General features: G+C 42.8%; 16 protein-coding genes. All 16 read right to left on the reverse strand.

The annotated features are described in order from the left end of the window. Positions 1-21: 21 nt before the first annotated feature. Positions 22-1,164, reverse strand: a complete 1,143-nt coding sequence (gene wecB, locus JNUCC41_RS08080) for a non-hydrolyzing UDP-N-acetylglucosamine 2-epimerase (RefSeq protein WP_192207255.1) — start codon at positions 1,162-1,164, stop codon at positions 22-24. 23 nt (positions 1,165-1,187) lie between these two features. Beyond that, the gene (gene upp / locus JNUCC41_RS08085) at positions 1,188-1,817 is read right to left on the reverse strand and encodes a uracil phosphoribosyltransferase (RefSeq protein ID WP_034315825.1); all 630 of its coding nucleotides are present in this window, start codon (positions 1,815-1,817) and stop codon (positions 1,188-1,190) included. A gap of 234 nt (positions 1,818-2,051) precedes the next feature. Continuing rightward, positions 2,052-3,293, reverse strand: a complete 1,242-nt coding sequence (glyA, locus tag JNUCC41_RS08090) for a serine hydroxymethyltransferase (RefSeq protein ID WP_192207256.1) — start codon at positions 3,291-3,293, stop codon at positions 2,052-2,054. 344 nt (positions 3,294-3,637) lie between these two features. After that, complete coding sequence (locus JNUCC41_RS08095) at positions 3,638-4,231, reverse strand: TIGR01440 family protein (protein WP_192207257.1); 594 nt, start codon at positions 4,229-4,231, stop codon at positions 3,638-3,640. Between the two features lie 70 nt (positions 4,232-4,301). Then, entirely contained in the window at positions 4,302-4,748 is a 447-nt protein-coding gene (rpiB, locus tag JNUCC41_RS08100; protein WP_192207258.1) for a ribose 5-phosphate isomerase B, read from the reverse strand. 374 nt (positions 4,749-5,122) lie between these two features. Next, complete coding sequence (locus JNUCC41_RS08105; RefSeq protein WP_192207259.1) at positions 5,123-5,566, reverse strand: low molecular weight protein arginine phosphatase; 444 nt, start codon at positions 5,564-5,566, stop codon at positions 5,123-5,125. 143 nt (positions 5,567-5,709) lie between these two features. Continuing rightward, positions 5,710-6,276, reverse strand: a complete 567-nt coding sequence (locus JNUCC41_RS08110) for a manganese efflux pump MntP (RefSeq protein WP_192207260.1) — start codon at positions 6,274-6,276, stop codon at positions 5,710-5,712. Positions 6,277-6,350: 74 nt separating this feature from the next. Then, complete coding sequence (locus JNUCC41_RS08115; RefSeq protein WP_192207261.1) at positions 6,351-7,400, reverse strand: L-threonylcarbamoyladenylate synthase; 1,050 nt, start codon at positions 7,398-7,400, stop codon at positions 6,351-6,353. A 289-nt stretch (positions 7,401-7,689) separates the two neighbouring features. Further along, on the reverse strand, positions 7,690-8,622 hold the full coding sequence (gene spoIIR, locus JNUCC41_RS08120; protein WP_192207262.1) for a stage II sporulation protein R: 933 nt from the start codon (positions 8,620-8,622) through the stop codon (positions 7,690-7,692). A gap of 152 nt (positions 8,623-8,774) precedes the next feature. Next, positions 8,775-9,629: a peptide chain release factor N(5)-glutamine methyltransferase gene (prmC, locus tag JNUCC41_RS08125; protein WP_192207263.1), complete on the reverse strand. Its 855-nt coding sequence runs from the start codon at positions 9,627-9,629 to the stop codon at positions 8,775-8,777. A 7-nt stretch (positions 9,630-9,636) separates the two neighbouring features. Next, complete coding sequence (gene prfA, locus JNUCC41_RS08130) at positions 9,637-10,707, reverse strand: peptide chain release factor 1 (protein WP_192207264.1); 1,071 nt, start codon at positions 10,705-10,707, stop codon at positions 9,637-9,639. A 159-nt stretch (positions 10,708-10,866) separates the two neighbouring features. Continuing rightward, entirely contained in the window at positions 10,867-11,322 is a 456-nt protein-coding gene (locus tag JNUCC41_RS08135) for a hypothetical protein (RefSeq protein WP_192207265.1), read from the reverse strand. A 202-nt stretch (positions 11,323-11,524) separates the two neighbouring features. Beyond that, positions 11,525-12,130 (reverse strand): thymidine kinase, encoded by a 606-nt coding sequence (locus JNUCC41_RS08140; RefSeq protein ID WP_034315845.1) that lies wholly within the window; start codon positions 12,128-12,130, stop codon positions 11,525-11,527. A 138-nt stretch (positions 12,131-12,268) separates the two neighbouring features. Next, positions 12,269-12,469, reverse strand: coding sequence for a 50S ribosomal protein L31 (gene rpmE, locus JNUCC41_RS08145; RefSeq protein ID WP_034315847.1), 201 nt, complete (start codon positions 12,467-12,469; stop codon positions 12,269-12,271). 149 nt (positions 12,470-12,618) lie between these two features. Continuing rightward, positions 12,619-13,908 (reverse strand): transcription termination factor Rho, encoded by a 1,290-nt coding sequence (rho, locus tag JNUCC41_RS08150; RefSeq protein WP_228467574.1) that lies wholly within the window; start codon positions 13,906-13,908, stop codon positions 12,619-12,621. Between the two features lie 319 nt (positions 13,909-14,227). Then, positions 14,228-15,190 (reverse strand): class II fructose-bisphosphatase, encoded by a 963-nt coding sequence (gene glpX, locus JNUCC41_RS08155; RefSeq protein ID WP_192207266.1) that lies wholly within the window; start codon positions 15,188-15,190, stop codon positions 14,228-14,230. Between the last annotated feature and the right edge of the window lie 66 nt (positions 15,191-15,256).

Consider the following 15,256-nt stretch of genomic DNA (forward strand, 5'->3'; position numbering starts at 1 on the left):
AAGCGCATGGCTTTTCCTTTTTTATAAGTCAAATCTAGCTGGCGGCATGTCTGCTTGCTTAAAATAGTAACGGATGGCTTCAGCGATGCGGACCGAAGCATTTCCATCCCCATAAGGATTGGAAGCTTTGGACATTTTTTCGTGCATCTCTTGATCGGTAAGCAATTCATGTGCCAAGTTATATATGTTTTTTTCATCAGTCCCCGCCAGTTTTAAGGTTCCAGCAGCAATCCCCTCAGGACGTTCAGTCGTATCCCTTAAAACTAGGACAGGTACACCAAGTGACGGTGCCTCTTCCTGGATTCCTCCAGAATCAGTCAAAATCAGATAGGCTCTTGAAGCGAAGTTGTGGAAATCCAATACATCCAGCGGTTCAATCAAATGAACCCGCGGATCGTCCCCGAGAATCTCGTTTGCCAATTCCTGAACAAGCGGATTTAAATGGACAGGATATACTACTTGAACGTCATCATGCTCTGCAATGATTCTCTTTACGGCCCTAAAGATATTCCTCATGGGTTCTCCAAGGTTTTCCCTGCGATGGGCGGTAAGCAAAATGAGCCTGTCTTCTCCAAGTCCATTTAAAACCGGGTGGGAATATGTGGAACGCACAGTAGTTTTTAAAGCATCTGTTGCCGTATTCCCCGTCACGAAGATATTATCCTTCTTGTTTTCGTTAAGCAGATTCTCCTCCGCTTTCGATGTCGGCGCAAAATGCAAATCTGCCATAGTACCAGTAAGCTGCCGATTCATCTCTTCCGGATAGGGGGAATACTTATTCCATGTGCGCAGCCCCGCTTCAACATGCCCAATGACAATTTGATTATAAAAAGCTGCCAGACTTGCGACAAACGTCGTGGTTGTATCACCGTGTACAAGAACAATATCAGGTTTAGCTTCCTTCATTACTGAATCAAGACCATTTAATGCTCTTGTTGTAATGTCAGCAAGCGTTTGCCTTTCCTTCATTATGTCCAAGTCATAGTCCGGCTGTATGGAAAATAGTTCGAGAACTTGATCTAACATTTGCCGATGCTGAGCCGTAACAGCAACGATCGGCTTGAAATTTTCTGGGTGTTTTTGAAATTCGAGTACTAAGGGAGCCATTTTGACAGCTTCTGGTCTCGTTCCGAAAATGGTCATGACTTTTATCGGTTCATTCATTCGTGACACCTCAGTTTCTTTCCTTATTTTGTGCCGAATAAACGATCTCCCGCGTCTCCAAGACCTGGAACGATATACCCGTGTTCATTCAGTTTTTCGTCAAGACCCGCAATATAAATATCAACATCAGGATGGGCTTCTTTCAATGCCTCTACACCCTCTGGAGCTGCAATCAAACACATGAATTTAATATTGACTGCACCGCGCTTTTTAATGGAATGGATCGCTTCGATGGCTGATCCGCCAGTGGCTAACATCGGGTCAACGACAATGCATTCCCTTTCTGCCAAATCGCTTGGCATTTTGGCATAGTACTCCACCGGTTTCAATGTTTCAGGATCACGGTAAAGTCCAACATGTCCGACCTTTGCAGCAGGAATCAGCTTAATGATCCCGTCCACCATCCCTATGCCTGCACGTAAAATCGGGACGATACCCACTTTTTTACCAGAAAGCATTTTCACTTTCGCTGTGCTTACAGGCGTTTGGATTTCCACTTCTTCCAGTGGCATATCCCTCGTGATTTCAAATGCCATCAATGATGCAACTTCATCCACTAGTTCACGGAATTCTTTTGTTCCTGTATTTATATCACGTATATAGGCTAATTTGTGTTGAATTAACGGGTGATCGAAAACATAAACTTTTCCCATTTAGCATCTCTCCAATTCCATTGCTTAGTTTTGCGCTTTTTTATGATTTCCCTAATCGAATAGAAAAATTTTCGTGTCTTTTAAAATTCACTTCAACCTATTTTACAGAAAAAAGGTTCAATCTTCAATAAAGGTTTAGATGTCAGACCTATTTTCACTATTCGGATTCTTCTAACACCAGCCTTACAATAAGATAAAAAAAACCGCTCCCTTTAAAAGGGAGCAGCTACGATATTACAATGAAGGATATAATTCAAATTTGCTCGCTAATGATTCAACACGCTGTTTTGCTTCTTCAAGTTTAGCTGCGTCTTCATTATTTTTCAAAACAAGTCCGATGATTGCAGCTATTTCATCCATGTCTTCCAATCCGAAGCCACGTGATGTCACCGCCGCAGTCCCAATGCGTATACCGCTGGTAACGAATGGTTTTTCCGGGTCATAAGGAATCGCATTTTTGTTCACGGTAATACCAATTTCATCCAAAACATGTTCTGCGATTTTTCCCGTTAATCCAGTAGAGCGCACATCAAGAAGAATCAAATGATTGTCCGTTCCATCAGAAACAAGGGTGAACCCTTCTTTCTTCAAACCTTCGCCCAAACGTTTAGCATTATCGATGATTTGTTGTGCATATACTTTAAATTCATCTTGAAGCGCTTCGCCGAATGCAACAGCCTTAGCGGATATAACATGCATCAACGGGCCGCCTTGAATTCCAGGGAAAATGGATTTATCGATTTTCTTACCGAATTCTTCTTTACAGATGATCATCCCTCCGCGTGGTCCGCGAAGTGTTTTATGAGTGGTTGTCGTTACAAAGTCAGCATAAGGAATCGGGCTTTGATGTAATCCAGCCGCAACCAAACCTGCAATATGCGCCATATCGACCATTAAATAAGCCCCGACTTCATCTGCAATTTCACGGAATCGCTTGAAGTCAATTTCCCGCGGATATGCACTCGCACCCGCTACGATCAATTTAGGTTTGTGCTGACGCGCTTTTTCCAATACATCATTGTAATCGATACGGTGATCTTTTTCGTCTACACCATATTCAACAAAATTATAGTTAACGCCACTGAAGTTAACTGGACTTCCATGTGTTAAGTGACCTCCATGCGAAAGGTTCATCCCAAGCACTGTGTCTCCAGTTTGAAGAACAGTAAAGTAAACGGCCATATTGGCTTGAGCTCCAGAGTGGGGCTGTACGTTCACATACTCCCCTCCGAAAATTTCTTTCGCACGCTCACGCGCTAGATCTTCAACGATGTCTACATACTCACATCCGCCATAGTAACGTTTTCCAGGGTATCCTTCCGCATACTTATTAGTCAAGACCGATCCTTGTGCTTCCATGACAGCTTCACTCACGAAGTTTTCAGAAGCAATAAGCTCAATTTTACTTCTTTGACGCCCTAATTCCAGTTGAATTGCGTTAAACACTTGCTCATCTTGCTTTGCTAAACGATTCATTCCGTAATTCCTCCTCAAATTGTGCGTGATTCGCTTTTTAGTATTTATGTGCAACATGCCTTCAAAAAAGCATGAAAAAGCCTTACCAATAGTTATTAGAAAATTCTACTCCATTTTAACATGTCTAATTTAGAAGTGATAGTCTAATTTTATCGAACGTTAAATGTTTTTTCTTTTAATAACGTTCGTATTTAACATCAAAATTATGCTAATTAGCTCTTTCACCCTATATTTCATAAGCAAAATCACTATTCTATTAGCACTATAAAGTGGCTTTACGATTTCGAACTCATTCAATTAAAAAACAGCATTCTCCATCCGAGAAATGCTGTCCCCCTTATCCATTAAGTACAACTCTTATTATCAGAAATGTCCTGATAAACGGCCCGCTCCCCGCCAATCAGTTTCGGACGTGTTTTTGCCATGGTCACATGTGCATGCCCTATTTCTTTAATGGCAGAGCGAATCGGAACCGCCACATGCTTCAGATGCATGCCAATGAAGGTGTCCCCAATGTCAATCCCCGCATCCGCTTTAATATGCTCGACAACGACAGCATCCTTCCATTGCTGATAGGCATACGTCGCCATCGATCCCCCAGCTGTTCTTACAGGTACAACAGAAACTTCTTCATAATCATATCGAACCGCGGTTTCCCTTTGTAAAACCAAGGCCCTGTTTAGATGTTCACAACATTGATAGGCAACCTGAACACCCGTTTTCCCTTGAAAATCCCTAACTACGGAAAAAATCATCCCTGCAACATCGAGCGTACCTTCAGTACCGATCCTTTTCCCGATCACTTCACTTGTACTGCAGCCGATCACTAGTAGCTGTTTCTCTTTTAAAGCTGTCTGTTCTTGAAACTCATGTAAAAGTTCCCGAAACTGGTTTTCCCATATCCCAAGCTCATTTGAAAATGTAGCATCACTTCTCATGAAAACGCATCCTTTCAATAAAAAAACTTGCTATCGGTAGAAAAGGGTTCTCTCCAAAAAACCATAGAAATTAGTTATGTTTACCTTCATACTCCGCAATCTTACCGATCCTGTTTTGATGACGCCCGCCTTCAAATTCCGAAGTCAGCCATGTTTGGACAATTTCCCTGGCCAGACCCGGGCCAATGACACGTTCCCCCATCGCTAACATATTGGTATCATTATGCTGACGGGTCAATTTCGCACTATAGACATCATGAACCAATGCACATCGTATTCCTTTGACTTTATTGGCAGCAATGCTCATTCCAATTCCTGTTCCACAGATTAAAATACCCCGATCGAACTCACCCCGCGCCACTTTTTCAGCAACCGGCAAGGCATAATCAGGATAATCCACCGACGTACTGCATTCACAGCCAAAATCCTCAAATGGAATCTGTAACTCATTCAATAAATTCCTTATTTCTTCACGGATATGTATACCACCATGATCCGAAGCAATCGCAACTTTCATCATAATCCTCCTTAGCTTTCTCGTTTGATTTTATTGTGTCACAAAATTATGAAAAGATAAAGGATGTCCACCCTTTTTCCCCGCAAAGAAGCAGGAAACCAACTCGGGCTTCCTGCAGTAAAATGTCAAGTGTGAAAGCGGGTAAGGGTCCTGTTAACCCTTTTCCGCTTTAACTTTAAAATTTCCATTGCCGATTTTTCGACATTTTCCACGACTAGAGCTTATTCGCTTGTCCTGGCCGTCACTTCTTCCGCTCCAGCAGATGCTTATTCTGCAATGGCAGCCTTGAGACTGCCTTGATTCTTACACTTTGCACTGACGGTCAACAAGCTTAGTAATATCTTTTTACTTCAGCGACCACATTATGTACCCGTTCATTCTTTAAGCCTTTTGACTAATTCTTCTATTAATTCCTGCAGCTCCCTGAACGTTTCCCGGTAAATGCCTTCAGAACCGCCAAACGGATCTATTATATCTCTATCATATTTATCCTCAATAACGAATTCCTTTAAAGTAAAAGTCTTATCGATCATCTGGGGGTATGCACGGGTAATGGCAGATTTATGCCCTTCCGTCATGGTGAAAATATGAGTTGCCCATTCCATTTCCTTCTCGGATAAGGGCGTTGAATGATGATTATGCACTATGTCATTTTCAACCAATACATTTTTAGCATGCAGCGAAGCATCCTGGCCTGATGAAGCATACACGCCTGCGGACTTCACTTCAACACCCGCAATATTCTTATGTTTCAGTATCGCTTCTGCCATCGGGCTTCTGCATGTGTTACCTGTACATACAAATAATACTCGGATCATTTTAACGCCTCCTTTTTTATTCATTATAAGCTATCGCCCGTTTATTATAGTCAAAAAAATCACTCTCATTATGTCCGAAGAAAAATAAAAACCGCTCCAGTAATCGGAACAGTTGAGGAAGGAACGATATGAATTCAAGCGGATCAAAAAGAGAACAATAATTTCAATCCAAACGCACACAGGATGCTTCCGCCAAGAATCTCACTATACACGCCAAGCAAGCCCTGCATTTTTCTACCCAGTAAAAGGCCAGCCCACGTTAATAGGGTGGCTGCAAACCCAAAACAAAGAACGGTTAAAATCGTTTTTGCACCGTAAATTCCCAGTGTCAATCCTACCGAGAAGCTATCCAGGCTTACCCCTATGGCAAAAATGAATAGACCTTTTCCGACAGGAGCCAGCATCTTATTTTCCCTGGCACCAGCTCCATCCTTTTTACCAGGGATAAACATCTGTATACCAAGAATGATCAGCAATAGACCGCCAGCGTATGTAGCAAAGGTCCCGAATTTTTCTGAAATGAATCGGCCCGCCCCCATTCCAAGCAAGGGCATCCAAATATGAAAAATACCTACTGTTAGCCCTATAAAAAGTATTTGCCTCAACCTTAGCTTAAACATTCCCATTCCAAGGCCAACTGAAAAGGCATCCATTCCCAGCGCGAATGCCATTAGCAATAAGGTGATGATTTCTCCAGCAAATGTATTCATTCAAATCCCCCTCGGACGTGCCTACTACATGTTATGCATGTCCGAAAAGAAATAGAAGGATAAATCAGTTCTTATTACACATGTTCCTTGATGATTTGATGACCTGCAGCCTTCTCAAGCCGGTTCATGACCGCCGCTCCTATTCCATGGTCAGGAAACATTTCACTAAAAATGACATCGACCTCCAGCTCGTCAAACTGTCTTAAAGCATCATATAAGCCTGTTGCAACAGTATGTAAATCCGCTAATGAACCTGGGACAACCACATAATCCGCCTTATAATCCTGTTGATGTTCGTAAGCCGCTATGATGCCCACCTTTAACCCGTCAGTTCTTTTTGCATCCACAAGCTGCTGAAGGAAAGTTTGATTACCCTTGACTAAATATAGGGGGGCCTTCGGAGCATAGTGGGTATACTTCATGCCCGGGGCTTTTGGCGCTGTTTCCTGATTCTTCAACGCGACATCTTGCCTGACTTCACCTATTACCGCTTCCAGCTGTTCCAGGGTCACCCCGCCAGGCCTTAAAATAACAGGTACTTCCACAGTGCAGTCAAGTACTGTGGATTCTAAGCCCACACCCGTAGTCCCGCCATCGACTATACCTGCAATCCGGCCCATCAAGTCATCTTCAACATGTTTCGCTGAAGTGGGGCTTGGTTTCCCGGAAGTATTTGCACTTGGAGCCGCAATGGGCAAATCACTTGCACGAATAAGGCCTAGGGCAACCTGATGATCTGGCATCCTGACAGCCACTGTGTCCAATCCAGCTGTCACAAGGTTTGATAGCTGGCCCGGTTTTCGTTTCATGATCAAAGTCAAAGGACCCGGCCAAAATTCTGCCATCAGCTTCTTGGCCTGTTCCGGAATCTCTTCTACAATATCTGACAACTGGTCATCGGAGGCTATGTGAACGATCAAAGGATTATCACTCGGACGCCCCTTCGCTTCAAACACTTTTTTGACTGCCTCGTCATTTTTGGCATTCGCCCCCAGTCCATAAACAGTCTCTGTAGGAAAAGCCACCACTTGATTTGCCTTTAATAATTCAGCTGATTTTGTAATCTGGGGATAACTTTGTAAATTATCCACATTTTTATCCACTGACCAAATTTTCGTTTTCATCTTGAACACCATCGCCTTTTAACGTTTCTTATTTTATATAATTGCTTTTATATGAACGATATTCTCAAATTATTGTAATAAATTCACTTTAAGATACTTTGAAAGTATAAAAGAAGTATTCACATAATTCAAGTGTTATCCACAAATTGGGGATAACCACATCGAATCCGTGGATAAGTTTGTGGATATTAATGATTAATGACAGACTTTTTTGATTTTTTGTTAATAACCCTGTGGATATGTTTACGAAATTATCTGATTTTAAAAAAAGAGGGCATCTGCCCCCTTTTTAAAATAGATCATTGAAGATTTCTGCAAACAGGGACTTCACTTCCACCTCAGGCTCCTTTTCCCCTTCATATAATTGTTGACCTTGTTTATCTGATGCCGCAAGTTCAACCTGGTTTTCTTCAACATTCCCATCAATGGTTTTTTTCGTCACTTGTTCCTTGTCTTTTACTTCTGTCACTTCTTCCTTTACTTCCGGCTCTGTAACCTTTTCTTTTAGCGTTCCTACCGATACTTCTCTTACGCTCTCCTCCACTACCTTTTCTTCAACCACTTCCTCGGGCTCTTTTTCCTTTTCAACCAGCACTTCTTCTTCAACTTCTTCCGCTGCAACGGGCTCACCCTCTTCATTTGTTGCAGCATGCGCCTTCCCTTCCGAATTCAACGATCCTTCACCCTCATCCTCGACAATCGGACTTTGACTTACAGCCGTCCCATTTGAAAAATCCAGGAAACATAATGGGGGAAATAGAACACACCACCAATTTGCGCCTTCCCCTTCCCCAAGCGTGATAATCACCGCTTCATAATCCCCTGCCGGATATAAATACTGCCCGTAGAGTTTTGTCGGAAATTCCGCTTGTCCAAAATCCACTTTAACTGACTGCTCCATACCCTGTTCCTTTATAACTGCCTCAGCCGTCGCTTGGATATCCGGCAGATGCGAGGTGATCACATCCCTCGCTTCATCCAAAGAAGTAAGTTCCTCGACCCACTTTGTGATATCTTCATTTACCTCATCCCTAATCAGCCGTTTAACCGCTTGATCCTTTTCTGCATCACTATTAGCAAGTATCCGCAGACGAATCGCCTCATCCGGGATCACCTTCGTATCTTCTGCACCGACCATCTCCGCTTTAGGCATATATATACTTACGATCGTTCCTATAGTTAAGATTAATAGATAAATAATGGCTAAATGTTTAGTTTTCATCGCCTTCGCCCCCTCACATGAATTAGTCTCACCATTTTCCAGCTATCTTAAACTAGTAAAAAAATAAAAAATGTTGATAGCTGGAAATATAGATTCCAAAGGATAATGAGGATGGTTTCCATAAAAAAATCCGTCTCACATAGGAAGACGGATCACTTTAATACAGCGAAGACCATTCGATCTTTTTCATTAATGTCATTTGCAATGGATACTTCTGCAGCAGGAAAGGCTCGCTTCAATAAATCGGCAACCGCCTCACCCTGTCCAGTACCCACTTCAAAACCGATCAGCCCAGGCACCTTCATGATCAGAGGTAACTGTTCCATAAAGCGGCGGTAAAAATCCAGCCCATCGATACCGGCAAATAATGCACGATGCGGTTCATGACCTGTCACGACTACTGACATTGATTCATGATCATCATCTGGTATATATGGCGGGTTCGATAAAAGGACGTCCACCTTCTGTTTTTTGTTTATGAAAGGCAAAAGCAAATCACCTTGCGTGAACTCCACTTCGGCACCAAGCGTTTCGGCATTTTTCCGCGCCACCTCAAGCGATGGTTCCGCTATGTCCGTGGCGGTCACCAATAAGTTTGGCTTTTCAAGTTTCATTGTTATGGCGATTGCGCCGCTGCCGGTCCCAATATCAGCTAAACAAAGCTTCTGTCCCTCCATAAAAATGGCTGGGATTTTACGTAAAGTATAATAAATCAATTCTTCTGTTTCAGGTCTCGGTATGAGCACTTCTTCATTCACAAAGAAGGTCCGTCCATAAAATTCTTCATGGCCGATAATATATTGGATGGGCGTTCCCTCAGCATGCAGCTCAATAGCGGCCTTAAATTGCCCAAAAACCGCTTCACTAAGCTCATCATGAAGGTTGGCCAGCATTTGGGAGCGAGTTTGTTTTAAAAAGTGCTGTAACAGAATTTCCCCAGCATTGGCATCACGATCATTTTCCTTTAAAAAAGAAGAAGCCCATTTAAGGGCTCCGAACACTTTCACGGCAGAGTTACTCATCTGCATTTTCCAGCCTTGAAGATTGGTCTTCCATGATTAATGCATCAACGACTTCATCCAATTTACCTTCCATGATTTGATCCAGTTTTTGAATCGTTAAACCAATACGGTGGTCGGTAACGCGGTTTTGCGGGAAGTTATAAGTGCGAATCCTTTCGGACCGATCGCCCGTTCCAACGGCAAGCTTCCTATTTTGATCATATTCCGCCTGTACTTCGCGATGGATTTTATCGTACACCCTGGCGCGCAAAACCTTCATTGCTTTTTCTTTGTTCTTGATTTGTGATTTTTCATCTTGACAGGATACAACCGTATTAGTCGGAATATGAGTCAAGCGCACCGCCGACATTGTCGTATTGACACTTTGCCCTCCAGGACCGCTTGATGCAAAGGTATCGACACGTACATCCTTATCATGGATTTCAACTTCCACTTCCTCAGCTTCAGGTAATACGGCAACCGTGGCTGTAGATGTATGAATCCGTCCGCCTGATTCAGTTTCAGGTACCCGCTGAACGCGATGTGCTCCATTTTCGAACTTCAATTTTGAATAAGCACCATTTCCATTAATCATGAATATGATTTCCTTGTAACCGCCAAGCCCTGTAGGACTAGCTTCAATGACTTCGGTCCGCCAACCTTGCACCTCGGCAAAACGGCTATACATTCGGTATAGACTACCCGCAAATAAGGCCGCCTCATCTCCGCCTGCTGCTCCGCGGATCTCCATGATCACGTTTTTATCATCGTTAGGGTCCTTCGGAATAAGCAATATTTTCAGTTTACCCTCAAGGCCTTGTATGGTCTCATCAAGTTCATTGATCTCTTCTTTTACCATTTCACGCATATCCGCATCAAGTTTCTCCTCCATCATAGCTTTCGCTTCCTGGAGTTGCTCACGAACCGCTTTATATTCCTTATAAGTCGATGCGGTCTCTTGAATGCTGGATTGCTCCTTAGAATATTCCCTTAGCTTCTTAGAGTCATTAATGATCTCCGGGTCACTCAATAGTTCATTCAATCTTTCATATCTATCTTCTACTGCTTGTAAACGATCAAACAAATTATTCACCTCATAAATTTTCCAAAACATCTGAAACGAATTGGAAGTAATCCATCTCTTCTAACTATAAATAAGTACTTAGTGCCCCAGCTCAGTTCACTTCTAGGTTAATTATAGTATAGGTGAATAATCAACGTCAAAGAGGATTCAAAAATGTCGTTATTTCTTTAATTTGACATCTAAATTATATTGTGGCACAACCCTGTTTATCATGCCTTGTATTCGCTGCAATTCCTCATTTCTTTCTTTTTCCGTCTTGATTTTGCCTTTATCATGGACTGTAACATGTATGGTATTTCCATTAAACCAAACGGAGCCCGCCTCATAATTAGTTTCCGATTCGATGACTTCGCGGATTTTATCAATTTGCTGCCCCATGGATGGAGAATTATTGGATGTATGATGAGGTGTGTTGAGGACCTGATCTGATGGTCGTTCCGTTTCATTGTCCCAATCCTTATTGGATACCTGATTTAAACCCTTGCCAACAAAATCCCTGCCATCACGGGATTGATCCCCATATTCCGAATCATTATTTATTGCATTGTCATTTTGGCCGCATGCCGTTAGTACAGCAAACAGAAAGGCCGTCATAATAAGCAGTTTCGATTTCATATTTTTTCCCTCCATTTTGACTGGTTAAGAAGAACATTTCCCCGTTAGCCTGCCCAAAATGGGGCAATATTCATCTTTTATTTCCCTTCCATGTATTGGTCATGCAACCTCCAGCAGTTTTTCCGCCCCTTATAATCATTCCCAACCATTTCTTCATAAAAAAAGCACCCTACGATCTCAGTGGATCATAGGGCACCATCATTCAAATATGTTCTTTAATCCCAACAGCCTGCTTACCCGGAACTTCGTGATGATGGCGGCAGCGGGGCTCGTATGATTCCGATGCACCCACAAGGATGATCGGCTCATCATAGGAGGCCGGCTCCCCATCTATCAATCGCTGTGTCCTGCTCGCAGGCGATCCGCACACTTCACACACAGCCTGCAGCTTAGTCACCGATTCTGCAAGCGATAATAGAACAGGCATAGGACCGAATGGTTCACCTCTGAAATCTTGATCGAGTCCAGCCATGATCACTCGATAACCGCTGTCCGCAAGATGCTGGGCAACCCCGATAATTTCATGATCAAAAAATTGCACTTCATCTATTGCAATGATATCCAGGGGCTTGTCCAAATACTTAAAAATATCCGTTGAATGGGCAATCGGTTTTGCCATCACAGAAGAGCCATTATGTGATACGACAGCCTCTTCCGCATAGCGATTATCAATAGCTGGTTTAAATACAGCTATTTGCTCTTTAGCAAATTGAGCACGGCTGACTCGTTTAATCAATTCCTCAGATTTACCTGAAAACATGCTTCCGCAAATAAGCTCGATCCAGCCTGTTTGTTTCATTACATACATGGAAACAGCTACTCCCTTCCACCTGTCGATCCCTTGGCCATAATTGAAGTCGACCCGGCTTTATATAAATTCTTACTTGTTTATGGAAAAGAAAAAACAGGCAAGAAAAATACTTGCCTGTTTTTTAAAAAGTCCGGCTTATTTAATACCGTATTTTTTGTTGAAACGATCAACACGTCCGCCAGCTTCAGCGAATTTTTGACGACCAGTATAGAATGGGTGGCATTCTGAACAAGTCTCAACTTTGATCTCTTCTTTAACTGAACCAGTTTCAAAAGTGTTTCCGCAAGAGCAAATTACTTTTGAAAGCTTATAATTTGGATGAATTCCAGTTTTCATTCTTTTCAGCTCCTTATGCCCTGAATCATTCGAAACAGAGTTATATACTTCAAGTTGAGGGAATAGCACCCTCACATTTATTGTAAAAACACATGAACTCATTATAACAACTTAAGACTAGTTGTGCAACTGTTTGTTTCTTACAGGGTTTAAGAACGTTTTACGCTCGCTGGCCCCTTTTTCATTTCTGTCATCTCTTCATCCAGCTTACTGAAAAATTCTTCATTACCCTTTGTCTGTTTTAGACGGCGAAGGAATTTCTCCGAGAAATCAGGTGAATCTGACATCGTTTTCCTAATGGCCCATAGTTTATCCAGGCGATCCTTCGGAATTAACAATTCTTCTTTACGAGTGCCCGAGCGACGAATATCGATTGCCGGGAAGATGCGTCTTTCGGCAAGTGCACGATCTAAATGCAGCTCCATATTGCCCGTACCTTTAAATTCTTCATAAATGACATCGTCCATTCTTGAACCCGTATCTACCAATGCTGTAGCAAGGATTGTCAGGCTGCCGCCTTCCTCGATATTCCTCGCCGCACCGAAAAAGCGTTTTGGACGGTGGAATGCAGCAGGGTCAATACCCCCTGATAGTGTACGCCCGCTCGGCGGAATGACAAGGTTGTATGCACGGGCAAGCCGGGTGATGCTGTCCATTAATATGATGACATCCCGTTTATGCTCCACAAGGCGCATGGCTCGTTCCAATACCAGCTCAGCCACCTTGATATGGTTTTCCGGCACTTCATCGAAAGTTGAACTTACCACGTCTCCTGCGACGGAACGTTCAATGTCCGTCACTTCTTCCGGGCGTTCATCGATCAACAGCACAATCAATTCCGATTCGGGATGGTTTGTGGTTATCGCATTGGCGATTTCCTTGATAAGCATCGTTTTACCGGCTTTTGGCGGTGCGACAATCAGACCACGCTGCCCAAAACCGACCGGTGCCAGCACATCCATGATCCTGGTCGATAAGTTCTTCGGTGTCGTTTCCAGTTTAATTTGCCTGTTTGGATACAGCGGCGTTAAACCCGGAAAGTGGACACGCTCTTTAGCCGATTCCGGATTATCGCCATTGACTGCTTCGACATGCAGCAATCCATAATAGCGCTCGTTTTCTTTTGGAGGCCTTACCTTACCGGACACTTTATCTCCATTTCGCAAATCGAACCTGCGGATCTGTGAAGCAGAAATATAAATATCCTCCGAGCTTGGAGAATAATTAATTGGACGCAGGAAACCAAAGCCCTCTGAAGGTATGATCTCTAAAACGCCCTCCATGAATAGGAGACCATCCTGCTCAGCTTGTGCTTTCAGGATAGCGAATATAAGTTCCTTTTTTGAAAGTTTGCTGTAATAGGAAACTTTATATTCACGCGCGTGCTCATATAGATCCTTTAGTTTCATGTTTTCTAAATTAGAAATAGTTAAATTCATTATGACACCACACTTTTATTAATTAAACGTTTTCACCCATACTGAAAAAGAAATGGTTTGTTAGATGGAAGAAAAACCTCAATCCATGTACCCGACCAGAGTTTTCTTAGAAAGGATGATACATTTTTACATGTAAAGAAGAAAATTATTTGAAGGCTTCTTGAAGTTTGGAGTGAAAGGGCAGATTTTCAATTTATTAATAGTAGACCAAGCTTTATTTTACTTTTTTTATTTTAATTATTCAACTTAAATTTTTTTAAAGAGAAAGCGAGCGATGAAACCGCTCGCTTTTTAAAAGTGATTTTTCTAAAACACGCTATCAGTCAATCAAGCCATTCGGTTTAATCTTAAGACTGTGACGCCCATCAATGAATCGAACGGTACCGGATTTAGCACGCATGACCACGGATTGTGTTTCACCGTAATGTCCTTTAAATTGTACACCGCGTAAAAGTTCTCCATCAGTCACACCTGTTGCAGCAAAAATTGCGTCATCTCCGCGAACAAGGTCTTCCATTCTGAGGACTTTTCCTAAATCAAGGCCCATTTTTCCACAGCGTTCCACTTCTTCATCGCTATGAGGAACAAGCTTACCCTGAATTTCCCCTCCAAGGCATTTCAAGGCAACGGCTGCAATAACTCCCTCTGGAGCCCCGCCAGAACCGAATAAGATATCGACACCGGTAAGATCGAAGGCCGTATTTATGGCTCCCGCTACATCTCCATCGTTGATCAACTTGATACGTGCCCCCGCCTCACGAAGTTCATGAATGATCTTCGAATGACGATCACGGTTCAATACTGTTGCAACCACGTCTTCGATATCTTTATTCTTTGCCTTGGCTACCGCTTTCAGATTGTCCAAGACGGAAGCATTGATATCAATCTGGCCAACAGCCTCGGGTCCGACAGCTATTTTATCCATATACATATCCGGGGCATGAAGCAAGTTCCCCTTATCGGCTATCGCCAATACAGCCAATGCATTCCAGCCGCCAGATGCAACGATGTTCGTTCCTTCCAAAGGATCAACAGCAACATCCACTAGCGGCCCAAGACCAGTACCAAGTTTTTCGCCAATATAAAGCATTGGCGCTTCATCCATTTCCCCTTCACCGATTACAACCGTTCCTTGCATGGGAATAGTATTGAAAACATCCCGCATTGCAGTTGTTGCTGCATCATCTGCTTCGTCTTTCTTTCCTCTTCCCATCCAACGAGCTGAATTCAGTGCCGCCGCCTCTGTTACGCGGACAAGCTCCATCGATAAACTTCTTTCCATTTCCGGTTCCCCCTCATGTACACTAGCATGATTTATTTATATATTAGTATAACACATTATATCATA

Origin of the sequence: Brevibacillus sp. JNUCC-41, assembly GCF_014844095.1 — a bacterium.
GTDB lineage: Bacteria > Bacillota > Bacilli > Bacillales > DSM-1321 > Peribacillus > Peribacillus aracenensis.

Coding starts and splice junctions, on each gene's coding strand:
- wecB (WP_192207255.1), bottom strand. CDS start 1,164: ATGAATGAACCGATAAAAGTCATGACCATTTTCGGAACGAGACCAGAA.
- upp (WP_034315825.1), bottom strand. CDS start 1,817: ATGGGAAAAGTTTATGTTTTCGATCACCCGTTAATTCAACACAAATTA.
- glyA (WP_192207256.1), bottom strand. CDS start 3,293: ATGAATCGTTTAGCAAAGCAAGATGAGCAAGTGTTTAACGCAATTCAA.
- JNUCC41_RS08095 (WP_192207257.1), bottom strand. CDS start 4,231: ATGAGAAGTGATGCTACATTTTCAAATGAGCTTGGGATATGGGAAAAC.
- rpiB (WP_192207258.1), bottom strand. CDS start 4,748: ATGAAAGTTGCGATTGCTTCGGATCATGGTGGTATACATATCCGTGAA.
- JNUCC41_RS08105 (WP_192207259.1), bottom strand. CDS start 5,566: ATGATCCGAGTATTATTTGTATGTACAGGTAACACATGCAGAAGCCCG.
- JNUCC41_RS08110 (WP_192207260.1), bottom strand. CDS start 6,276: ATGAATACATTTGCTGGAGAAATCATCACCTTATTGCTAATGGCATTC.
- JNUCC41_RS08115 (WP_192207261.1), bottom strand. CDS start 7,400: ATGAAAACGAAAATTTGGTCAGTGGATAAAAATGTGGATAATTTACAA.
- spoIIR (WP_192207262.1), bottom strand. CDS start 8,622: ATGAAAACTAAACATTTAGCCATTATTTATCTATTAATCTTAACTATA.
- JNUCC41_RS08135 (WP_192207265.1), bottom strand. CDS start 11,322: ATGAAATCGAAACTGCTTATTATGACGGCCTTTCTGTTTGCTGTACTA.
- JNUCC41_RS08140 (WP_034315845.1), bottom strand. CDS start 12,130: ATGTATGTAATGAAACAAACAGGCTGGATCGAGCTTATTTGCGGAAGC.
- rpmE (WP_034315847.1), bottom strand. CDS start 12,469: ATGAAAACTGGAATTCATCCAAATTATAAGCTTTCAAAAGTAATTTGC.
- rho (WP_228467574.1), bottom strand. CDS start 13,908: ATGAATTTAACTATTTCTAATTTAGAAAACATGAAACTAAAGGATCTA.
- glpX (WP_192207266.1), bottom strand. CDS start 15,190: ATGGAAAGAAGTTTATCGATGGAGCTTGTCCGCGTAACAGAGGCGGCG.